Origin of the sequence: Micromonospora yasonensis, from assembly GCF_026013475.1 — a bacterium.
In the GTDB taxonomy this organism is placed as follows: Bacteria; Actinomycetota; Actinomycetes; order Mycobacteriales; family Micromonosporaceae; genus Micromonospora; species Micromonospora yasonensis.
Map to the genome: position 1 here is coordinate 20,220 of NZ_JAPDPH010000044.1, position 21,336 is coordinate 41,555.

Annotated in this window: 19 protein-coding genes and 1 pseudogene; 13 read left to right on the top strand and 7 right to left on the bottom strand. The window is 74.5% G+C overall.

The features are described 5' to 3' along the window. Nucleotides 1–85 precede the first annotated feature (85 nt). The 4 genes from ONA70_RS12265 to ONA70_RS12280 all read left to right on the top strand — a co-directional run bounded on the left by ONA70_RS12265 (nt 86) and on the right by ONA70_RS12280 (nt 4,177). A complete protein-coding gene (locus tag ONA70_RS12265; protein ID WP_265006511.1) occupies nt 86–1,315 on the top strand; it encodes a sensor histidine kinase in 1,230 nt (409 codons plus the stop codon). Next, entirely contained in the window at nt 1,312–1,974 is a 663-nt protein-coding gene (locus tag ONA70_RS12270) for a response regulator (RefSeq protein ID WP_265006512.1), read from the top strand. The genes ONA70_RS12265 and ONA70_RS12270 overlap by 4 nt, the downstream gene beginning before the upstream one ends. A 98-nt stretch (nt 1,975–2,072) precedes the next feature. Beyond that, complete coding sequence (locus ONA70_RS12275; protein ID WP_265006513.1) at nt 2,073–2,969, top strand: alpha/beta hydrolase family protein; 897 nt, start codon at nt 2,073–2,075, stop codon at nt 2,967–2,969. After that, entirely contained in the window at nt 2,966–4,177 is a 1,212-nt protein-coding gene (locus tag ONA70_RS12280; protein WP_265006514.1) for an acyltransferase family protein, read from the top strand. The genes ONA70_RS12275 and ONA70_RS12280 overlap by 4 nt, the downstream gene beginning before the upstream one ends. A 541-nt stretch (nt 4,178–4,718) precedes the next feature. Here ONA70_RS12280 and ONA70_RS12285 read toward each other — a convergent pair. The 3 genes from ONA70_RS12285 to ONA70_RS12295 are packed head-to-tail and all read right to left on the bottom strand — an operon-like array spanning nt 4,719 to nt 7,812. After that, entirely contained in the window at nt 4,719–5,669 is a 951-nt protein-coding gene (locus ONA70_RS12285; protein ID WP_265006515.1) for a VWA domain-containing protein, read from the bottom strand. Further along, complete coding sequence (locus ONA70_RS12290; RefSeq protein ID WP_265006529.1) at nt 5,666–6,724, bottom strand: DUF58 domain-containing protein; 1,059 nt, start codon at nt 6,722–6,724, stop codon at nt 5,666–5,668. Before ONA70_RS12290 ends, ONA70_RS12285 begins: the two co-directional genes overlap by 4 nt. Next, complete coding sequence (locus tag ONA70_RS12295; RefSeq protein WP_265006516.1) at nt 6,703–7,812, bottom strand: AAA family ATPase; 1,110 nt, start codon at nt 7,810–7,812, stop codon at nt 6,703–6,705. Before ONA70_RS12295 ends, ONA70_RS12290 begins: the two co-directional genes overlap by 22 nt. A 240-nt stretch (nt 7,813–8,052) precedes the next feature. On the opposite strand from ONA70_RS12295, the gene ONA70_RS12300 reads away from it, so the two are divergent. The 3 genes from ONA70_RS12300 (at nt 8,053) to ONA70_RS12310 (ending at nt 10,517) form a co-directional block, all read left to right on the top strand. After that, entirely contained in the window at nt 8,053–8,283 is a 231-nt protein-coding gene (locus ONA70_RS12300) for a hypothetical protein (RefSeq protein WP_265006517.1), read from the top strand. A gap of 66 nt (nt 8,284–8,349) precedes the next feature. Next, a complete protein-coding gene (locus tag ONA70_RS12305) occupies nt 8,350–8,877 on the top strand; it encodes a PH domain-containing protein (protein WP_265006518.1) in 528 nt (175 codons plus the stop codon). Nucleotides 8,878–9,155: 278 nt separating this feature from the next. After that, nucleotides 9,156–10,517 (top strand): PH domain-containing protein, encoded by a 1,362-nt coding sequence (locus tag ONA70_RS12310; protein WP_265006530.1) that lies wholly within the window; start codon nt 9,156–9,158, stop codon nt 10,515–10,517. Between the two features lie 40 nt (nt 10,518–10,557). Here ONA70_RS12310 and ONA70_RS12315 read toward each other — a convergent pair whose 3' ends face one another. After that, on the bottom strand, nt 10,558–11,613 hold the full coding sequence (locus tag ONA70_RS12315; protein ID WP_265006519.1) for a phosphatase PAP2 family protein: 1,056 nt from the start codon (nt 11,611–11,613) through the stop codon (nt 10,558–10,560). A 92-nt stretch (nt 11,614–11,705) separates the two neighbouring features. Here ONA70_RS12315 and ONA70_RS12320 point away from each other — a divergent pair, with 92 nt between their 5' ends. Further along, entirely contained in the window at nt 11,706–12,110 is a 405-nt protein-coding gene (locus ONA70_RS12320) for a thioesterase family protein (protein WP_265006520.1), read from the top strand. Then, entirely contained in the window at nt 12,107–12,937 is an 831-nt protein-coding gene (locus ONA70_RS12325; protein WP_265006521.1) for an MBL fold metallo-hydrolase, read from the top strand. The genes ONA70_RS12320 and ONA70_RS12325 overlap by 4 nt, the downstream gene beginning before the upstream one ends. A gap of 55 nt (nt 12,938–12,992) precedes the next feature. On the opposite strand, the gene ONA70_RS12330 is transcribed toward ONA70_RS12325, so the two are convergent. Continuing rightward, the gene (locus ONA70_RS12330; protein WP_265006522.1) at nt 12,993–13,439 is read right to left on the bottom strand and encodes a MarR family winged helix-turn-helix transcriptional regulator; all 447 of its coding nucleotides are present in this window, start codon (nt 13,437–13,439) and stop codon (nt 12,993–12,995) included. A gap of 81 nt (nt 13,440–13,520) precedes the next feature. Between ONA70_RS12330 and ONA70_RS12335 the strand changes: the two genes are divergently transcribed. Further along, nucleotides 13,521–14,744, top strand: coding sequence for a multidrug effflux MFS transporter (locus ONA70_RS12335; RefSeq protein WP_265006523.1), 1,224 nt, complete (start codon nt 13,521–13,523; stop codon nt 14,742–14,744). Between the two features lie 40 nt (nt 14,745–14,784). Here ONA70_RS12335 and ONA70_RS12340 read toward each other — a convergent pair whose 3' ends face one another. Beyond that, nucleotides 14,785–15,717 carry a carbohydrate kinase family protein gene (locus ONA70_RS12340; RefSeq protein WP_265006524.1) on the bottom strand — a complete coding sequence of 311 codons (933 nt, stop codon included), beginning with the start codon at nt 15,715–15,717 and terminating at the stop codon, nt 14,785–14,787. A gap of 333 nt (nt 15,718–16,050) precedes the next feature. On the opposite strand from ONA70_RS12340, the gene ONA70_RS12345 reads away from it, so the two are divergent. Continuing rightward, nucleotides 16,051–17,151: a lytic polysaccharide monooxygenase gene (locus ONA70_RS12345; RefSeq protein WP_265006525.1), complete on the top strand. Its 1,101-nt coding sequence runs from the start codon at nt 16,051–16,053 to the stop codon at nt 17,149–17,151. 54 nt (nt 17,152–17,205) lie between these two features. Here ONA70_RS12345 and asnB read toward each other — a convergent pair whose 3' ends face one another. After that, on the bottom strand, nt 17,206–19,167 hold the full coding sequence (gene asnB / locus ONA70_RS12350; RefSeq protein WP_265006526.1) for an asparagine synthase (glutamine-hydrolyzing): 1,962 nt from the start codon (nt 19,165–19,167) through the stop codon (nt 17,206–17,208). Between the two features lie 112 nt (nt 19,168–19,279). On the opposite strand from asnB, the gene ONA70_RS12355 reads away from it, so the two are divergent. Beyond that, entirely contained in the window at nt 19,280–20,755 is a 1,476-nt protein-coding gene (locus ONA70_RS12355; protein WP_265006527.1) for an aminopeptidase P family protein, read from the top strand. 303 nt (nt 20,756–21,058) lie between these two features. Beyond that, nucleotides 21,059–21,336 (top strand): annotated as a pseudogene (locus tag ONA70_RS12360) (hypothetical protein); the annotation flags it as partial.

The following is a 21,336-nucleotide window of genomic DNA, read 5'->3' on the forward strand; positions in this document are numbered from 1 at the left end:
CCGCCCAGGTCACACCGGGGTACGAGTCGCCGGCTCATACCCGGGTGGGACGACGGTGACCGCGCCGGCCCGTAGTCTGCCGCTGATGGAGGAACACCCTGTCCGGCCCTGGTGGCAGGCGCTGCGCCGGACCGTGTCCGGGCCGGACTTCCCACCGGTCCGGCCGCCGCTGGAGCGGTGGCCGAGGCTGGCCTCGTGGGCCCGACCCGTCGGCCTGCTCGCGGTGGTCGGCCTGTTCGCCGCCACGCTGGCCGCCGAGACCGACCGGCGCCTGCCCACTGTGGTGGCGATCCTGTTCGCCGGGCTGACCGTCGCGCCGCTGCTGGCCCTGCCCCGGCGTCCGCTGCTGGCCTGGCGGCTCACCATCGTGGCCCTGCTCACCTGCACCTTCAACGCGCCGCCCAGCCAGGCCTGGCCGTGGAACCCGGTCCTGGTGCTCGGGTCGTTGCTGGTGCTGGCGGTGGTGGCGGCCCGGGTGGACCGGCCGGTGCTGGTCTGGGTGGGCCTGATCACCATGGTGCCGGTCGTCGCCCTGGTCCGACCCAGCCACCTGGTCGGCGTGGTGCTGCTGGTGCTGACCCTGCTGGTGCTCGGCGACCTGGTACGCGGCAACCGGCTGTCCCGTCGGGCCCTGGCCGCCCAGACCGAGCTGAGCGAACGGGAGAAGGAGCGCCGGGCGGTGCTGGAGGAACGCACCCGGATCGCCCGCGAACTGCACGACGTGGTGGCCCACCACATGTCGATGATCGCCGTCCAGGCGGAGAGCGCGCCGTACCGCCTCGCGGACGTACCCGAACCCGCCCGCGCCGAGTTCGCGGCCATCGCCGGGTCGGCCCGCGACGCGTTGACCGACATGCGTCGCCTGCTGGGCGTCCTGCGCAGCGAGTCGGTCGGCCCGCAGACCGCGCCCCAGCCCGGCCTGGCCGACCTGCCGGTGATGGTGGATGCCGCGCGCCGGGCCGGCCTGGCCGTCACCCTGGACGCCCCGGCGCCGGCCGCGGCCGCGCCCGCGCCGGTCGGGCTGGCCGCGTACCGGATCGTGCAGGAGGGGCTGGCCAACGCCGCCCGGCACGCCGCGGGCGCGGCGGTGCGGGTCACCGTTCGTCCCGGGCCGCGCGCCCTGACCGTCCGGGTCGAGAACACCGCCGGCACCGGCAGCCCGAGGGCGGTCGAACGCGGCGCCGGGCACGGACTGACCGGGATGCGGGAACGGGCCCTGGCGCTCGGCGGTACGTTCACCGCCGGGCCGATCGGCGGGGGCGGGTACGCCGTGGTCGCGGAGTTGCCGTACGACGGGGAGGGTGGGGACGGATGATCCGGGTGCTGATCGCCGACGACCAGGCGATGGTCCGGCAGGGTTTCGGCGCGCTGCTGGCCGCCCAGCCGGACCTGCTGGTGGTCGGGGACGCCGCGGACGGCGCGGCGGCGGTCGAGGCGTCCCGCCGGCTTGATCCGGACGTGGTGCTGATGGACGTGCGGATGCCGGTGCTGGACGGGCTCGCCGCGACCCGGAAACTGCTCGGCGACCGCCGTACCGACCGGCCCCGGGTGCTCATCCTGACCACCTTCGACCTGGACGACTACGTGTACGAGGCGCTGCGCGCCGGCGCGAGCGGCTTCCTGCTCAAGGACGCGCCCGCCGCCGACCTGGTGCACGCGGTCCGGGTCGTGGCGGCCGGCGACGCGCTGCTCGCCCCGGCGGTGACCCGCCGGCTGATCGCCGAGTTCGCCGCCCGGCCCGGGCACCGCCGACCCCGCCCGACCGAGCTGGCGGCGCTCACCCCGCGCGAGACGGACGTGCTGCGGCTGATCGCCCGGGGTCGCTCCAACACCGAGATCGCCACCGACCTGATGGTCGCCGAACAGACGGTCAAGACCCACGTCGGGCGGATCCTGGCCAAGCTCCAGCTCCGCGATCGCGCCCAGGCGGTGGTCGTCGCCTACGAAACAGGTCTGGTGGCCGCCGGGGAGTAGTACCCGGGTAGCACGCCGGGAACCGCCCCGCGGGGTGACGATCTACGGCCGGTCAGCACCGCACCCTTCCGCTGAGCTTTCGCGGAGGGAGCACGACGATGCACTGGACCCGACCCGCCCGGGTGGCGCTGATCGCGCTGCTCGGACTCGGCCTGCTGGTCCCGGACCGGCCCGGCCAGGTGGCGCCGGCGGCGTACGTGGAGGCGTATCCGGCGATGGACGCCCGGCTGCGGGCCGCCGGCCCGCCGTACGACGGATGGGTCGCCGACGGCCGCCGTTTCCTGGCGTTCGATCCCCGCGGCGACGGCCTCGTCGTCGAGGTCCTCGGCGACCTGGCCACCGCCGACCGGATCGCCGTGCTGGTGCCGGGCGCGGGGAGCACGCTGCGCGACTTCGACCGCGGGCTCGGCGGCGTGGCCCGCTGCGCGCCCGCCCGGCAGGCCGCCGAGCTGTACCGGGCGGTGCGTGCCGCTGCTCCTTCCGCGCGTGTCGCTGTGCTCGTCTGGCTCGGCTACGACCCGCCGGACACGGTGCCGTCAGCCGCGGGATCGGCCGCCGCCCGGCGCGGGGCAGCCGCGCTCCGCGCCGAGTTGCGTGAGCTGTCCGTCCGGCGCCCGGAGGCGCGGATCACCCTGGTCGGGCACAGCTACGGCGCGCTGGTCGTCGGGCTCGCCGCGCGGGGCGCCCCGGCACAGGTCACGGATGTGGTGACGCTGGGCGGCATCGGCCTCGGCGTGGACCGGGCCGGCGACCTGGGCCGGGTACGGGTGTGGGCGGCGGAGGCGCCGACGGACTGGATCCGGCGGGTGCCCGAGGCGCGGCTCGTCGGGCTCGGTCACGGCCTCCGCCCCGGCGACCCGGCGTTCGGCGCGCGATCCCTGCCGGTGAGCGGGGTGACCGGCCACGACGACTACCTGGTGGCCGGGAGCACCACGACGGCGGCGGTGGCGTCGGTGGTGCTGGGCGCGGCCTCCACGCTCGGGGCGACGCGGTGAGCGGGCGACGCCTCACGGACGGCGGTCGGGTGAGCCGGGACCGGGTCGTCGACGCGCTGCGGGCGTACGCGATCGGCGGCGTGGTGCTCGGCCACTGGTTGGTCACCGCACTGGTGCTGGACGCCGACGGCACGCTGCACGTGGCGAGCCCGCTGGCCTCGATGCCGGCCCTGGCGCCGCTCACCTGGCTGCTGCAGACCCTGGGGCTGTTCTTCTTCGTCGCCGGGTACGCCGCCACCCGCTCGCTGTCCGCCGGTGCGGCCGGCCCGATGCGCTGGTGGGCCCGCCGGCTGGGTCGGCTGGTCGGGCCGGCCCTCGCGCTGCTCGGCATCGGGGCCGCCGTGCTGCTCGCCGCGATCGTGGTGGGCACTCCGGACGCCACCCTGTCCGTGGCGCTGCTGCTCGTGGCCAGCCCCCTGTGGTTCCTGCTCCCGCTGGTCGCGCTGTCCGCGCTGACGGTCCCGCTGCGCGCCGCCGTACGCCGGTGGGGACCGCTGCGCTGCGCGGCCCCGGCGGTGGCCCTGGTCGCCGCGGCCGACGCGGCGGGACGCGTGCTGCCGACCCTGCCCGGGCGGCTGCCGGTCGCGCTGCTGGCCGCCTGGTCGGTGCCCTGGCTGCTCGGCATCGCGCACGCCGACGGTCACCTGGCTGGCCGGCGGACCGGGGCCGTGCTGGCCGGCACCGGCGCGGTGGCCTTGGCCGCGCTGTTCGCCCTGGGCTATCCGGTCAGCGCGGTCGGCGTTCCCGGCGCGACGATGTCCAACCTCAGTCCGCCGTCCCTCGTCGCGGTGGCCCTGGCCGTGGCCCAGGTGGGGCTGGCTCTGCTCGCGCGCCCGGCCGTGGAGCGGCTGCTGGACCGGGCGGGGCCGCGCCGGGCGGTGGCCACGGTCAACCGGCACGCGATGGGCGTCTACCTCGGCCACCAGCCCGTGCTGGTCGGGGTGACCGCGCTGGCCGCCCACGCCGGCGCGCCCCTGCCCGGCCTGCACACCGCGCCGCGCGACCTGCTCTGGGTGCTGGCCCGGCTCTGCTGGCTGCCGGTCTTCGCGGCCGCCCTGGCGGCACTGCAACGCCGGCGCCACCGCTCGCCGGTCGCCGGCGTGGGCGGGGGTGCCCCGGCCGGCCGGGTGGGGCGGCTCCCCCTCGGCGGCGGCCGTTCCGGCGCTGCCGCGGGACGCGGTCCGGCCGGTCCCGGACCCGGCGACTGACCCACTCGGCGGGGTGGCGCGGGCCACTCGGCCGAGTACGCCCGCGCGCCCTTCCGGGTGTACGATGATCGGCGTTTGCGGGCTGGAGTTCGCCCGCCGTTCGGGCCCCGCCGACCGCAGGAGGTGATCGCTGTGCGAGATAGCGATCCTCCCAGTCGTGGCCGGGCCGACCGTCAGCCCCGCTGAGCCACGACTCAGTCGGCTGCGCTGACCCGCTTCCCGCCCCGGAGCACCGCCCGTCCCCTCGGCCACCGGCCGGGGCGACCGTGCTGCCCGGCCCGTACGGGCCCACCGGCGGCGGAGCACCCCGGTCACGACTTCGTGTGCGTACGTCCTGATCCACCCTTGCGGTCCGGCCCCTGCCGCCCCGGACCGTCCGTCGCCACGGAGCAGTCCCATGAGCCGTTACGTCGCCCCGCTGGGCTTCACCCTCGCCGCCGTCTGGGTGGCTGTCCTCTTCGTCCTGGCCGGTGGCGGTCACTGACCGCGCCGGCCCGGACCCGGCCGCTCCCGCGTACCGCCGGGCCCCGGCCGTCCCGCCTCAGATCAGGCGGGACGACCAGAGCAGGCTCAGCGCACCCGCGCAGAGGGCGAACAGCAACGCGATCCCCGCGTACCACTGGGTGATCTCCCGCGGCTCGGTCCGGAATCCGATCGAGCTGCCCATGTCCTGGTAGACCTGCTTCAGCTCGCTCACCGAGGCCGCCTCGTAGAAGTAGCCCTGGGTGGTCTCCGCGAGCTGCGACAGCGCCATCCGGTCCACCGGCACCCGCTGCAGCTGACCGCCGATGTCCACCTGACCGGAGTCGGTGCCGAACGCGATGGTGGAGACCGACACGTTGGCCGCCTGCGCCGCCGCGGCCGCCTCCTCCACCGACCGACCGGCGGTCCGGTAACCGTCGGAGAGCAGCACGATCCGGGCCGGCGGGATCCCCGCCGCGCCGTCGGCGGGCACCGAACGGATCGCCTCCAGGCAGGTGAAGACGGCCTCCCCGGTGGCCGTGGCCTCGGCCAGCACCAGCCCGTCGATGGCGGTGGTCACCGCCGCCCGGTCCTTGGTCGGCGGCACCAGCACGTTCGCCGACTTCGCGAACGAGACCAGCCCGACGTTGTAGCTCTCCGGTAGTTCCCCGACGAACTGCTTGGCCGCCTCCTGGGCGGCCTCCAGCCGGTTCGGCGCGACGTCGTCGGCCTGCATCGACAGGGACACGTCGATGGCGAGCATCACCGTGGCCCGTTCCAGGGGCTCCTTGGTGTCCACCGCCGGCCGGGCCAGCGCGGTGGCCAGCACCAGCAGGCAGAGCAGGAACACGGTGGCCGCCGCGTGCCGCCGCCAGCCCAGCCCCTTCGGGGCGAGGGTCCGCAGCAGGTCCACGTTGGTGAACCGCATCGCGTACGCGCGGCGGTGCAGCTGCCGCCAGACGTACGCGGCGGCCAGGGCGAGCACCGGCAGCACGGCCAGCAGCCACCACGGTTGCAGAAAACGGATCATCGCGTCGTCCCTCGGGTACGGGCGTGCCGCTGCGCGGCCACGAAACGCACCATGTCCAGCAGCCAGTCTCGGTCGGTACGCAGCCGCAGGTGGGCCGCGCCGGCGGCGCGCAACTCGGCGGCGACCCCCGCGCGCTGGGCCGCCGCCGCGTCGGCGTACCGGCGGCGCAGCCCCGGGTCGGCGGTCTGCACCTCGTGCAGCTCCCCCGTCTCCGGGTCGACCACCGGCAGCACCCCCACGTCGGGCAGCTCCAGTTCCCGCGGGTCGACCACCTCGATCGCCAGCACGTCGTGCCGGACCCGCAGCTTACGGATCGGCCGGCCCCACTGCTGCGGCGGCGCCAGGAAGTCGGAGATCACCACGGCCATGCCGCGCCGGCGGGGCGGCCGGTTCAGCATCTCGACCAGCGCGCCGAGATCGCTGCGGCCGGGGCGGATCTCGGTGCCGGCGATCGCTCGCAGCAGCCCCTGCGCCTCCTTGCGCCCGGCGCGGGCGGGCAGCCGGACCAGGGTGCCCGGCCCGGCGGGCGGGGGCGTGCCCCGCCACCGGCCGGTCCGCGCCGGCGTCGGCACCGTCTCTGTTCGCGACTGCGGGGCTCGCAGACCCGGCTCACTCCTCGCGCTCACGGATGCGCCGGTGCCGACGACGGCGCCGATCCGGTTGCCGCCCCGGACGGTCAGGTGGACCAGCGCGGTGGCGGCGGCCACCACCACGTCCCGCTTGAGCCACCGCCCGGTGCCGAAGTCCAGGCTCGCCGACAGGTCGACCGCCAGCCACGTCTCCAGCTCCCGGTCGGCCACCGTACGCCGGACGTGCGGCAGCGTGGTCCGCGCGGTGACCGGCCAGTCCATCCGGCGTACGTCGTCGCCGGGGCGGTACTCGCGGGACTCCCCCGCCTCGCTGCCCGGCCCGGGTAGCAGCCCGACGTAGTCGCCCTGCAGCAGCCCGTCGAGCTTGCGGGTGACCAGCAACTGCAACCGGGACAGCACCGCGCCGGACCGGTCGCCGCCGGCCGGCAGCCCGGTGGCTGAGCTCACGGCCGCGGCCCGGGCCAGCCGGCGGCGTTCGGCACGGCCGGTGGCGGCGGTGTGGACTGCTGCCGGGGCGCCACCGACGGCAGCGGGATGGTCGACATCACCCGGTGCACGATGTGGTCGGCCGGTACGTCGTCGGCGAGCGCGTCGTAGCTGAGCACCAGCCGGTGCCGCAGGATGTCCGGGGCGATGTCCTGCACGTCCTGCGGCAGCGCGTAGTCCCGGCCGCGCAGCAGCGCCAGCGCCCGGGTGGCCCGGACCAGGCCGAGCGAGGCGCGTGGGCTGGCCCCGTACTGGATGAGCTGCGCGACGTCGGGCATGCCGTGCTCGGCAGGGGTACGGGTGGCGAGCACCAGCCGGACCGCGTAGTCGACCAGCGCGTTGTGCACGAAGACCTGGTCGGCCTTGTGCTGGAGGGCGATCAGGTCGGCGGTGTCGAAGACCCGGGCCGGCTCGGGCGGGGCGACGCCCATCCGGTAGACGATCTCCCGCTCCTCGGCGTCGGTCGGGTAGCCGACCACGATCTTCATGAGGAACCGGTCCCGCTGCGCCTCCGGCAGCGGGTAGACGCCCTCCTGCTCGATCGGGTTCTGGGTGGCCATCACCAGGAACGGGTCGGGCACCCGATGGGTCTCCCCGCCGATCGAGACCTGACGCTCGCTCATCACCTCCAGCAGCGCCGACTGCACCTTCGCCGGGGCCCGGTTGATCTCGTCGGCGAGCAGGAAGTTCACGAAGACCGGGCCCAGCTCGACGTCGAACTTCTCGCTGGACTGCCGGTAGATCCGGGTGCCCATGATGTCGGCCGGGACCAGGTCGGGGGTGAACTGCACCCGGGCGAACGACCCGCCGACCACCTTGGCCATGGTCTCCACGGCGAGGGTCTTGGCCACCCCGGGCACCCCCTCCAGCAGGCAGTGGCCCCGGGCGAGCAGGGCGACGAACATCCGCTCGACCATCCGGTCCTGGCCGACGATCACCCGCTTGATCTCGAACAGCGCCCGCTCCAGCAGGCCGGCGTCCTGCGCTGGGGTGGTCACGGCCGGGGCCGGCCCGTCCGGCACGGCCTCGGTCGGGTTCGGGGCGTCGGGCGTGGTCGGCTGGGCCACCGGTCCTCCACAGCTGGGTCGTCGTCGCGGCGTGGTGCGTATCAAGACTGTCATGCCTTCCTGGGAGCCGAGGCCGGGAGAGGGACGATTTTTGCCGCGCCGTCCCCGCCCACGGAAAACGCTGAACACGGGTGGACAACAAGGGGTCCGGCGTGTGTACGATTCACCCCGTCGCCGGGCGGCTCCCCCCGTGGCCGCCCGGCGCCAAACCTCTCACCGCGCGGTCCTAGACTCGCCCGGGTGACCACTCCCGCTCCCGCCGACGACGCGCTGATCTGCTCAGCGCGCGGGTGTCGCGCCCCCGCCGTCTGGGAGCTGCGCTGGAACAATCCCCGCCTGCACGACGCCGACCGGCGCAAGACCTGGCTGGCCTGCGCCGAGCACCGGGGATCGCTCGGCGAGTTCCTCGACGCGCGCGGCTTCCTGCGCGAGGTGGTCGCCGCGCCCGGATCGCCTACGCTCGAGGCGTGAGCGAGCGGACCAGTCAGCTCAGCAGCGTGGCGCCTCGCGCCGCCGTCGAGCGGAGCGGACACTGCGGTGAGCGGTGACGACCTCGCCGGCCGGCCGCCGGCCCCGCCCGGCCCCCTCGAACCCTGGCCGGACACCGTCCGCTGGCAGCCCATCTCCCGGGACCTGATCTGGGTGGAGCTGATCCGGCTGGGCGTGCTGTTCGCCGTCGGGCTGGTGGTGCTGGGCATCGGTTGGGCGGTCAGCGGGCACTGGCTGTTCGGTTTCGGGCTGGGCGTCGTCGTGCTGCTGACCGGCTGGCGGGTGGTCACCATCGTGCGGGCGGTGCACGCCTGGGGATACGCGGAACGCGAGAACGACCTGCTGGTCCGGCACGGGCTGCTGGTCCGGCGGCTGTCCATCGTCCCGTACTCCCGGATGCAGTTCGTGGACGTCACCGCCGGTCCGCTGGAGCGTGCCTTCGACCTGGCCACCGTGCAGCTGCACACCGCCGCGGCGGCGAGCGACGCCCGGGTGCCCGGCCTGCGGCCGGCGGAGGCGTCCCGGCTGCGGGACCGGCTCACCGCGCTGGGCGAGGACCGGGCGGAGGGGCTGTGAACCCCGGCCCGGCGGACGCCGAGCCCGGCGCCGCCCCGCCGCACCCGCCTGCCGGCGACGGCCGACACACCACCGCACCGCCCCCGGAAGAGACCGCGAACGGATCGCCCTGGTCGCCTCCGCCCGGGTACGGCCACCCGCCGGGTCACCCCGGGCCCCCGCCCGCCGGCTCTCCGAATCCGCCGCCCGGTCCCGGCGATCCGGGATCGCCGCCGGCCGGCTACCCGCGTCCCGGAGCGCCGCAGCCACCCGGCCAGGGCTGGCCCGGTGGCTGGCCGCTGCCCGATCACGGCTGGCCGGGTCACCCGGTCCCACCCACGCCCGGCGGTGAGGAGCCGCGGCAACGGCTGCACCCGCTGAGCCCGGCGCTGCACGGCGCCAAGTCCCTCGTCGTGGTGATCGCCGGGCTCTCCTGGTCGACGCTGTCCCGGGTCGGCTTCGGCTGGTTCGCCGTGCTGGTCGCGATCTTCGTGCTCGGGGCCACCGTGCTGTCGGTGATCAGTTGGTGGAACACCGGCTACCACGTGGTGGGCCGGGAGCTGCGGGTGCACGAGGGGCTGCTCTGGCGGCGTACCCGGGCGATCCCGCTGGAACGGTTGCAGGCCGTGGAGGTGGTCCGGCCGCTGCTGGCGCAGCTCACCGGGCTGGCCGAACTACGGCTCGAGGTGGTCGGCGGCGGCAAGACGGAGGCGCCGCTGGCGTACCTGAGCGTGGCCGAGGCCACCGCGCTGCGGCAGCGCCTGCTCGCCGTCGCCGGTCACCCGCCGCCGGCCGCCCCGCCCACCGCCGGCACCGCACCCGCGCCGGCCCCGCAGGGGCGCCGGCTGCACACCGTACGCAATCAGGACCTGCTGGTCAGCCAGTTGCTCACCCCACAGGCGTTCCTGCTCCCGTTCGGCCTGGCCTTCGTGCTCGCGCAGTTCCTCTCCGAGGGCTCCCGGTCGTTCATCGCGGTGGCCAGCACGCTGACCGCGATGGCCGGTGTGCTGCTGCAACCGGTCCGCCGGGTGCTCGACGACTGGGGCTTCCGGCTCGACCGGGACGACGACCGGCTGCGGGTCCGCAACGGGCTGCTGGAGACCCGGGCGCAGACCGTGCCGCTGCACCGGGTGCAGACCGTCGGGGTGACCTGGCCGCTGCTCTGGCGGATGAAGGGTTGGCTGCGGCTGCGGCTGGAGGTGGCCGGTTACTCGGCCGCCGAGCCGGACGACCGGAACCGCCCGGACCGGTTGCTGCCGGTCGGCGACGCGGCGGCGGGCGCGCTGGTCGTCGCGGAGGTGCTGCCCGGCGTACGGCTGGACGCACTGCCGTCCACCCTGCCGCCCAGGCGGGCGCGCTGGCTGCGCCCGCTGACCCGGGCCGCGATCGGCGCCGGCCTCGACGCGGAGGTCTTCGTGGCCCGCTCCGGGCTGCTCACCCGGCGGCTGACCCTGGTGCCGTACGCCCGGATCCAGAGCGTCCGGGTGACCCAGGGGCCGGCGCAGCGGTGGCTACGGCTGGCCACGGTGCACGCCGACACGGCCGGCGGTTCGGGCGCCGCCGCGCCCGAGCGGGACCTGGCCGAGGCGTGGGACCTGGCGGCCGAGCTGACCGCCCGGGCGGAGGCCGCCCGCCGGGCGGACCGCACCCGGCGCCGCTGACCCGCCGCGCCGCTGAGCCCCGCGCCCGCCGCGCGGGGGGTCAGCGGTCGGCGGGGATGGTGGCGGCGGGGGCGGTGTCGGTCCGGGGCGGCGGGGGCGGGTCGGCGTCGGCGGCCACGAGCGGGGCCGGCGGCGTGCCACGGCGGGCGCGGTACGCCGCCCACCAGCGCTCGACCAGCCCGACGACCAGGTAGGTCATCCCCACGTAGGCCCAGCCGACCAGCACGTCGATCAGGTAGTGCTCGCCGCTGTAGATCAGCGTGAAGGTCATCGCCAGCGGGTACGCGAGCAGCAGCGGCCACCACCGCTTGCGTACCGAGCGCAGGAAGAAGAGCACCACGAAGAGGGCGAACGCGGTGTGCAGGGAGGGCATCGCGGCGACCGGGTTCGAGGCGATCTGACCGGCGTTGAGCAGGTTGCCCGCGCCGTGCATGCCGATCTCCTTCCAGCCCCGGGTGGAGATCCGGGCGACCTCGGTGAGCAGCCCGTTCTGGGCGGCCCACCAAGGCGGCGCGGCCGGGTAGAGGAAGTAGGTGACCAGCCCGGCGGCGCAGAGGAAACCCCACCGGCGCATGTACGCGGCCCAGCGCGAGCGGTCGCGCAGCCAGAGCACCGCGGCGGCGGCCAGCGTCGCCACGAAGTGCGAGAAGTAGATCCAGCTGACCAGCACGTCCCACCAGTGCACCTGGTCGGGCCGGTAGAGGTGCTGCTGGAGCCAGATGGTGGGCACCTCGCCGCCGGTGGCCCAGCCCAGCATGAACCGGTCGGCGACGATCAGCTCCATGGCGTGCGGCGTCGCGCCGTTGTCGGCGAACCCCCGGGAGAGGTTGTACCCGGCCAGCAGCAGCACCACCGGGATCCAGTCCCGGGCGAAGCGCAGGTGGCTGCGCCACGGGCGGGCGGAGTGCCAGGCGATGGTGCCCGCCCAGATCCAGACGAAGGCGTACGCCGGGTCGGTCGGCAGGCCGATGGCGAGCCAGGCGGCCACGAAGGCGACCCCCCAGATCGCCATCGCCACCACGCGACGGCGTCCGCCGTCGGGCGAGGGTGTGGCACCGGTCCGGGCGGGGGGCTGGGGGTCTGTCACGACGGCCATCGCGGTAAAGGTTAACGACGGGCGACGGATCGACGGACGGCGACCACCCGCAGGCCGTTACGGGCGAGCCTGGGCTCGTCTAGGCTCGGGGCATGCAGGATCAGCCGGAGACGCCCTTCGCGCCGGGTTTGTCCGCCCGGGTCGAGCTGACCGTCACCGACGCCGACACCGCGCAGGCCGTGGGCTCCGGCGACGTGCCGGTGCTCGGCACGCCCCGGGTGCTCGCCCTGGCCGAGGCGGCCACGGTGGCGGCCACCGCCACCCGGATGCCTGCCGGGTCGACCACCGTCGGGGTCCGCGTCGAGCTGGCGCACCGGGCGGCCACGCCGGTCGGGCATACGGTGGTCGCCCAGGCCCGGCTGGCGAAGATCGACGGGCGGCGGCTGCTGTTCGAGGTGACCGTCGCCGAGGGCGACGAGACGGTGGCCGAGGGACGGGTCGAGCGGCTGCTGGTCGACCGGCGGCGCTTCGTCGAGCGCGCCTCGCGGGCGTCATGACCGCCCGGTTCGTCGAGGTCGCCGACCGCGTGCACGTGCTGCGCGACCCGCTGCTGCACGTCAACGTGACGCTGGTGGTCGGGGACGGCGCCGCCCTGCTGGTGGACACCCTCTCCACCGCCGGGCAGGCCCGGGAGCTGGCCGAGGCCGCGCGGGCGGTCACCCCGCACCCGTGGACCGTCGTCAACACCCACCACCACTTCGACCACTGTTTCGGCAACGCCACCCTGGCCGCCGACCCGCCCCGCCCGGTGTACGCGCACGAGCTGGCCGCCGCCGTGCTGCGTGAGCATCCGGACGAGCTGCGCCGGGCGGCGTACGAGGAGATGCGCGACGAGCAGCCGGAACTCGCCGCGGAGCTGGCCCGTACCGAGCTGCTCGCGCCGACCCACGGTGTGGTCACGGAGACCGCGCTGGACATCGGCGGACGGCAGGTGCTGCTGCGCCATCCCGGGCACGGGCACACCGACGCCGACCTGGTGGTGCACGTGCCGGACGCGGACGTGCTGGTGGCCGGGGACCTGGTGGAGCAGAGCGGCCCGCCGGCGTTCGAGGAGTCGTACCCGTTGCAGTGGCCGGACGCGGTGGCCGACCTGCTCCGGCTCACCACTACGGACACCGTGGTGGTGCCGGGGCACGGCGCACCGGTCGACGTGGAATTCGTCCGGGCCCAGCACGCCCAACTGGTCCAGCAGGCCTGGCTGATCCGGGCCGGCCACACCGGCAGCGCCCCACCCGAGCGCGTCGCCGCCGAATCCCCCTTCGGCGCCCGCCCGGGCCTGATCGCCGCCCGCCGCGGCTACGCCGAACTCGACGGCACCGTCTAACCCCCACCCCACGCCGCCCCGCCCCGCCCGCGAGGAGGAGCGGGGGCCGGCGGGGTCAGGGGTGGGTGCGGAGGGCGGTGAGGAGGCGGTCCAGGGCGGGGACGGCGGCCAGGACCGCGGCGCGGGCGGCGGGGTCCAGGGTGGCGAGGGCCTCGGTGAGCAGGGCGGCGCGGTGGGCCGCGTGCTCGGCCATCCGCGTCCGGGCCGCGTCGGTGAGGCGGAGCCGGACCACGCGGCGGTCGGCCGGGTCGCGCTCCCGGTCCAGCAGGCCGGCGTCGGTGAGGTCGCGGACCAGGGTGCTGACCGTGTTCGGGGCGGTGCCGAGCCGCCGGGCCGCCTCCTTGCCGCTGATCCCCGGCTCGGCCCGGACCAGCAGCATCAACTCCACCTGGGCCTCGGGCAGGGCGTCCCGGTTGGCCCGGCCGGCGGCGCTGCGCCGCAGCAACCGGTGCAACTCCCCCACGACAGCGCCGAGACGCGCGACGGCCTCCTCGCTCCGCACCGGGTCACCTACTTCACAGCGCAATAGTTCTGAGTACAGAGCTAAAGTACCCGGAGGTCATCGACTTTGGGGGGACCTGCCGTGAGCCGTACCGCGCCGACGATCCTGCGCCCGCCCGTCGCCGCACCGGCCCCGACCGGCGGCGGGGTCACCCTGCTGGTGCTGCTCGGCACGCTCACCGCGATCGGCCCGCTCTCGCTGGACATGTACCTGCCGGCGTTCCCCGCGATGACCCGCGACCTCGGCGCCGACCAGGCCCAGATCCAGCTTTCGCTGACCACGTGCCTGGTCGGCCTCGCCCTCGGCCAACTGGTCACCGGCCCGCTCAGCGACCGCTGGGGACGGCGCCGCCCGGTGCTGGTCGGGGTCACCGCGTACGCCCTGCTGGCGCTGGTCTGCGCGGTGGCACCGAGCGCCCCGGAGCTGGCCGCGGCCCGCTTCGTCCAGGGCCTGGCCGGCGGCATGGGGGTGGTGGTCGCCCGCGCGGTGGTCCGCGACCTCTACTCGGGCCGGGCCGCGGCGAAGTACTTCTCCCGGCTGACCCTGGTCTTCGGGGTGGCGCCGGTCGCCGCCCCGAGCGTGGGCAGCCTGGTGCTCCGGTTCGGCTCCTGGCGGGCGGTCTTCCTCACCCTGGCGGTGATCGGGCTGCTGCTCGCGGTCGCGGTCGCCCTGCGCCTGCCGGAGACCCTGCCCGTCGAGCGGCGCAGCACCGGCGGTCTCGCCGCCACCGTGCGGACCATGCGGTCGCTGGCCGCCGATCGGGTCTACCTCGGGTACGCGCTGACCCAGGGCTTCGCGTTCGCCGGGCTGTTCGCGTACATCTCCGGCTCGTCGTTCGTGTTCCAGGACGTCTTCGGGGTTTCCGGAACGGCGTTCAGCCTGATCTTCGGGCTCAACGCGCTCGCTCTGGTGGCGTCGGGTCAGGCCAACGCCCGGCTGCTGGACCGGTCGGGCCCGCGCCGGCTGCTGGTCAGCGCCCTGCTGGTCAACGTCGTCGCCGCCGCCGGGGTGCTGAGCGGAGCGTTCGCCGGCAGCCTCGCCCTGGTGGCGGTGGCGCTCTTCGCCTTCGTCGGCTCGTTGGGCATGGTGACGCCGAACAGCACCGCCCTGGCGCTGGACGCGCACGCCCGGCACGCCGGCACCGCCGCCGCGCTGATGGGCGGCATCCAGTCGGTCGTCGGCGCGCTCGCCGCACCCCTGGTCGGGCTGGGCGGCGAGGGCAGCGCCGTACCGATGGCCGTGGTGCTGGCCGGTGCCGCCGCCCTCTCCCTCACCGCCGTCCTCACCCTCGCCCGCCCCCGCTGACTCAGGAGGCGGCACGGATCTTGCCGGGGCCGGAGGGCGGTCAGGCGGGGAAGCGGGCGGCGATCGCGGCGCGGGTGGGCATGGCGATGGCGCCGCCGGGGCACTCGCAGACCAGCCCGGCCACCCGCAGGGCGAAGGCGACCCGCTCCCGCCAGCCGGTCGGGTCTGTCGGCTCGCCGGCGGCGAGCAGCTCGGCGATGAGCGCGCCCATCACCGAGTCGCCCGCGCCGGTGGCGTCCACCGCGTCGACCTTCGGGGCGGGGACCCGGACGATGTCGTCGGCGGCGGCGACCAGGGCGCCGTCCGCGCCCAGGGTCACCACCACGGTCGTCGCGCCCAGCTCCCGCAGGTACGCGGCAACCCCCTCGACCGGCTCGCGCGGATAGAGCTGCCGGGCGTCGGCGCTGCTCAGCTTGACCAGGTGGGCACTCGCGGCGAACTCGGCGACCACCTCGCGCAGCCCGTCCAGCGCGCCGGGGCTGCCGAGCAGGCTGGAGCGTACGTTCGGGTCGAACACCCGCAGCGCCCCGGCGATCGACCAGGCCCGCCGGGCGGCCGCCAGCACCGGCGGATTGAGCAGCACGATCGAGCCGCAGTAGAGCACGTCCGCGCCCTCGATCAGGGCCACGTCCAGGTCGTCCGGGCCGAGCAGCGCGTACGAACGGGGCTCGCCGTAGAAGCGGAAGTCCGGTTCCGGGCCGGCGAAGGTGGCCACGGCCAGAGCGGTCGGGGCCGGTACGGTCACCGCCCCGGCCACCCCGACCCCGGCGGCGGCGAGGAAGCCGCGGATCCGCTCCGCGAGGGCGTCGTCGCCGAGCGACCCGACGAACTGGACGTCGCCGCCGAGCCGGGCGACCGCCACGGCCACGTTCAGCGGTCCGCCGCCGACCGCCTGCCGGTAGACGGGCTGCCCGTCGTACTCGGTGTCGAGCAGGTCGACCAGCGCCTCGCCGAGCACCACCGCGTACCCCATCGTGGCTCCTTCCGTCTGTCGTACCTCGATCCTGGCGCATGCCGGGGGCGACGCGCGACGAGACTCCCTCATCGATGGGAGGCTATTGCGGGGAATGCGCCGGACATGGTGGGATTGCGCTTGCCGGAGTGGCGCGGGGGCTGCCGCGCCGCCGGCCGCCGGGTCGAGCCGACGCGAGGGCACACCGGTCCGTGGCACGGACCGCAGGCGGTGCGCGCCCCCGGACGGCCCTCGGCCGTACTCCGACCGCCGGGCGTGGCACCGCGATCGTCGCATCCGCTCGTCGCAGCGGGGCGACCCGCTGGGGTCGCGCCCCGCGAGTCAGGAGAACCCGTGCACCGATCCCGTACGGCCGCGCTGCTCACCGCGGCCGCCACCCTGGCCCTGGGCACCTTCGCCCTGGTCACCCACTCCGACCCGGCCGCCGCCCACGGCGCGGCGATGACCCCGGGCGCCCGGACCTACCTGTGCTGGAAGGACGGGCTCACCCCGACCGGGGAGATCAAGCCGAACAATCCCGCCTGCGCGGCGGCGGTCGCCGAGAGCGGGCCGAACTCGCTCTACAACTGGTTCAGCGTGCTGCGCTCCGACGCCGGCGGCCGGACCGTCGGCTTCATCCCCGACGGCAAGCTGTGCAGCGGCGGCAACCCGAACTTCACCGGCTACGACGCGGCCCGCAACGACTGGCCGCTCACCCACCTGACCGCCGGACGGACGATGGAGTTCCGGTACAGCAACTGGGCCCACCACCCGGGCACCTTCTACTTCTACGTCACCAAGGACAGTTGGAGCCCGACCCGGCCGCTGGCCTGGAGCGACCTGGAGGAGCCGTTCCTGACGGTCACCAACCCGCCGTCGGTCGGCTCGCCGGGCACCAACGACGGGCACTACTACTTCACCGGCACGCTGCCGGCGAACAAGAGCGGGCGGCACATCATCTACTCCCGCTGGGTCCGCTCGGACAGCCAGGAGAACTTCTTCGGCTGCTCGGACGTGACCTTCGACGGCGGCAACGGCGAGGTGACCGGGATCGGGTCCGGCGGCACGCCGTCGCCGACCCCGACCACGCCCGCCCCCACCACCCCGCCGCCCACGCCGACCTCGAGCCCGACCATGCCCCCGCCGGGCGGCGGCGACTGCATGGCGGTCTACAAGGTGGTCAACGCCTGGACCGGCGGGTTCCAGGGCGAGGTTCAGATCATGAACCACAGCGGCCGGACGTACGCCGGCTGGACGGCGAACTGGACCTGGCCCAGCGGTCAGGCCCTGACCCAGATATGGAACGGCACGGCGCGCACGAGCGGCGCGGCGGTGACCGTCACCAACGTCGACTACAACGGCACCATCCCGCCGGAGGGCACCACCAGCTTCGGCTTCCTCGCCAGCACGACCGGCACCAACAACCCGCCCACGGTCACCTGCACCGGCAGGTGAGCGTGCAGTGAAACGGGCCCCCGGCGGAGCCGGGGGCCCGTTTCCAGCTCCGCGTCAGCGGACCATGCTGCCGACCACCGGCTTGGTGAGCAGGGCGGACTGGTTGCGCTGGATGCCCGGGTCGAGGGTCTTCGCCACGAAGATGGCGTGCCAGATGCAGAAGATCAGCACGGTCCACACCTTCCGGGAGTGGTCCGCCTCCTCCCGCTTGTGCTCGTCCAGCAGGCGCATCGCGTACGACAGGTCGATCAGGTCGCCCGCGCCCGAGGTGGCCAGCACGTGCCGGGCCCACTCGTACATCTCGCCGCGCAGCCAGACCCGGGTCGGGGTCGGGAAGCCGAGCTTCTTGCGGTTGACGATGGCCGGCGGGACGACGCCCTGCAACGCCTGCCGCATGGCGTACTTGGTGGCCTCGGAGCGGGGCGGCAGCTTCAGGTCGACCGGGATGCCCGCGGCGACGTTGAAGACCTCCCGGTCCAGGAACGGCACCCGCACCTCCAGCGAGTGCGCCATCGAGATCCGGTCGGCCTTGACCAGGATGTCGCCGCGCAGCCAGGTGTAGAGGTCGACGTACTGCATCTTGGTGACGTCGTCCAGCTCGGTCGCCTCCGCGTAGATCGGCGCGGTGACGTCGGTGTAGCGCACCGAGGGGTCGTACCGGCGCAGCAGGTGCTGCTTCTCCTCCTCGGTGAACATCCGGGCGTTGCCGTAGTAGCGCTGCTCGATCGGGGTGGTGCCGCGCTCCAGGAAGCTCTTGCCCTTCACCCCCTGCGGGATGGCCTTCGAGACCGCCCGCAGGCCCTTCTGCACCCCGCCGGGCAGGCCGTTGACGGTGCTCAGCGACAGCGGCTCCCGATAGATCGTGTACCCGCCGAAGAACTCGTCCGCGCCCTCACCGGAGAGGACCACGGTGACGTGCTCGGCGGCCTTCTTCGCCACGAAGTACAGCGGCACCAGCGCCGGGTCGGCGACCGGGTCGTCCAGGTGCCAGACGATCTTCGGCAGCGCCTCCATCATGTCCTGCGGCCCGATCTTGGTCGGGATGGTGGTCACGTCGAGGTGCCGGGCCGAGTCCTGGGCCACGTCGATCTCGGAGTAGCCGGGCACGTCGTAGCCGACGGTGAAGGTCAGGATGTTCGGGTTGAACTCCCGGGCCAGGGCGACCACCGCGGTGGAGTCGATGCCGCTGGAGAGGAACGAGCCGACCGGAACGTCCGAGCGCATGTGCATCCGGACGCTCTCCCGCAGCGTCTCCCGGATCTCGTGGTAGAGCTTCTGCTCGTCGGCCACCGGGGCCGGGCGGAACACCGGCCGGTACCAGCGGCGCACCTCGATCCGGCCGCCCGGGGTCCAGGTCAGGTACTCCCCCGACCCGATCCGGCTGATCCCCTTGTGCAGGGTGCCCGGCTCCGGCACGTACTGCAGGGTCAGGTAGTGGCTCAGGTTGGCGGTGTCGATCCCGGCATCGCCCTGGTAGGCCGAGTGGGCGAACGGCAGCAGCGCCTTCTTCTCCGAGGCGAGGTAGAGGCCGTCCTGGGTCTGCAGGTAGTGCAGCGGCTTGATGCCGAAGTAGTCCCGGGCGCCGAACGCCCGCCGCTCCTGCCGGTCCCAGATCACGAAGGCGAACATGCCGCGCAGCTTCGTGAGCACCTGCTCGCCCCAGTAGTGGTAGCCGGCGACGATCACCTCGCCGTCGCCGTTGGTGGCGAACTGGGCGCCGTAGTCGCGGATCAGCTCGTCCCGCAGCTCGATGTAGTTGTAGATCTCGCCGTTGAAGGTGAGCAGGTAGCGGCCGTTCGCGTACGGCAGCGGCTCGTGACTCAGTGCCACGTCGATGATCGCCAGGCGCTTGTGGGCGAACACGCCGTCCGCGTACCGGCCGGAGGCGTCGCCGACCACCTCGACCCCGGTCTCGTCCGGGCCGCGGTGGTGCAGGCACTCCAGTGCTCCGGCGATGTGGTCGCGGTGGGCGGCGGCATCGCCGCGCGCGCTGAAGAAGGCCAGGAGTCCGCACATGGTCGTCATCTTTCCACGCGGCCGGAGCGGACGTCGCGGCACCGCAGGCTGCTCCCGCTCCCGTGCGCGCGATACCGTCTGGACCAGCGACGAGGCTCGAGGAGGACGGATCATGGCCGAGGAGCGGACGCAACAGGGCAAGCCGGCGGACGGCACTGAGTCGCACGACCCGGACTTCCCGGAGGCGTTCCTGGCGTTCATGCGGCAGGGCTGGCGGGACACCGAACTGCCGGTCGGCCCCCGCCCGGAGGTGCCCAACTACGCCAAGCGGCGGGCCGCGCTCGCCGCGGCCTTCCCCGGGGAGACGCTGGTCATTCCGACCGGCAACGAGAAGGTACGGGCCAACGACACCGACCACCGGTTCCGGCCGGGCAGCGACTTCGCGTACCTGACCGGCGACTTGGAACCGGACAGCGTGCTGGTGTTGCGCCCGAACGGGGACGCCACGCTGTACATGCGGCCCCGGTCCTCCCGCAAGACCGACGAGTTCTTCCGCAGCCGGCACGGCGAGCTCTGGGTGGGCCGGCGGCCCACGCTCCGCGAGAAGTCGACCGAGCTGGGGCTGCCCACGGCCGACCTGACCGAGTTGGACACGGCGCTGGCCGACCTGGCGCCGGGGCGTACCCGGGTGCTGCGCGGCTTCGACGCCCGGGTGGACGCGGCGGTGCGGCCGTACGACGGGGCCCGGGTCGACGGGCAGCCCGGCCGCGACCGGGAGCTGGCCATCGCGATCTCGGAGCAGAAGCTGGTCAAGGACGAGTGGGAGATCGCCCAGCTGCAGGAGGCCTGCGACGCCACCGTACGCGGGTTCGAGGACGTGGCGCGGGCGCTGCCGGCGGACCGGGCCGTCTCGGAGCGGCTGCTGGAGGGGATCTTCGCGCTGCGCGCCCGGCACGACGGCAACGACGTGGGGTACGGCTCGATCGTCGGCGCCGGCGAGCACGCCACGATCCTGCACTGGGTGCACAACCACGGCGCCACCCGGCCGGGTGAGCTGCTGCTGATGGACATGGGTGTGGAGAACCGCAACCTCTACACCGCTGACGTGACCCGGGTGCTGCCGGTCGACGGCCGGTTCACCCCGCTCCAGCGCCAGGTGTACGACGCCGTCTACGCCGCCCAGCAGGCCGGCATCGACGTGATCAAGCCGGGCGTGGCGTTCCGCGACGTGCACCTGACCGCGATGCGGGTGCTCGCCGAGGCGCTGAAGGACCTGGGGCTGCTGCCGGTCAGCGTGGACGAGGCGATGGATCCGTCCTCCACGGTCTACCGCCGCTGGACGCTGCACGGCACCAGCCACATGCTCGGCATCGACGTGCACGACTGTGCCAACGCCCGCAAGGAGACGTACCGGGACGGGCCGCTCGCCGAGGGTTACGTGCTCACGGTCGAGCCGGGGCTGTACTTCCAGCCGGAGGACGAACTGGTCCCGGAGGAGCTGCGCGGCATCGGCGTCCGGATCGAGGACGACATCCTGGTCACCGCCGACGGTCCGTTGAACCTCTCCGCCGGGCTGCCGCGCCGCTCCGGCGAGGTGGAGACCTGGCTGGCCGAGCAGCGCGAGGCCGGCCCCCGCCTGCCGGGCTGACGCACGAGGCACGACCCACGCGACGGGCCCACCCGCCGACGTCCACGACGTTTTGTCGTCGTCCGACGTCGGCGGGTGGGCCCGTCGCCGTTTGCGCTGCCGGCTGCCATTGCGAGCGGTCACGCCCCAGCCCGCACCACCCGATCGGGTATGGGTGTAATGCGCGATTTTTTCGTATACGTCCGCGTCGCGAGGATCCTTCTCATACGGTGTCGATCAGAGGCTACAACCGGTTTGTAGCTGGTCGCCCCGCCTCGGGTGGTGCGACCCCTTTGGTAGAAGCCGAAAGGGCGGAACGCTCTGATGTCCAACGACGTAACGACTTCCGACGGCGGGGCCCCGATGACCCCGCCGACGAGCAGGCGGCGGGCGCTCTGGGTCGCCACCGGCGTGGCCGGGCTGACCGGCGTCGTCGGTCTGGCGGCGCTCGGTGGCCTCGCCGCCCGTGACAACGACAAGTCCGACGACGCGCAGCGCGTCGCGGAGAACCGCGCGGCCGCGCCGCAGAACGTCGCCGATGCCGGCAAGGCCGACGACAAGAAGGACGGCGACGCCGACGCGCAGAACGCCGAGGACCAGTA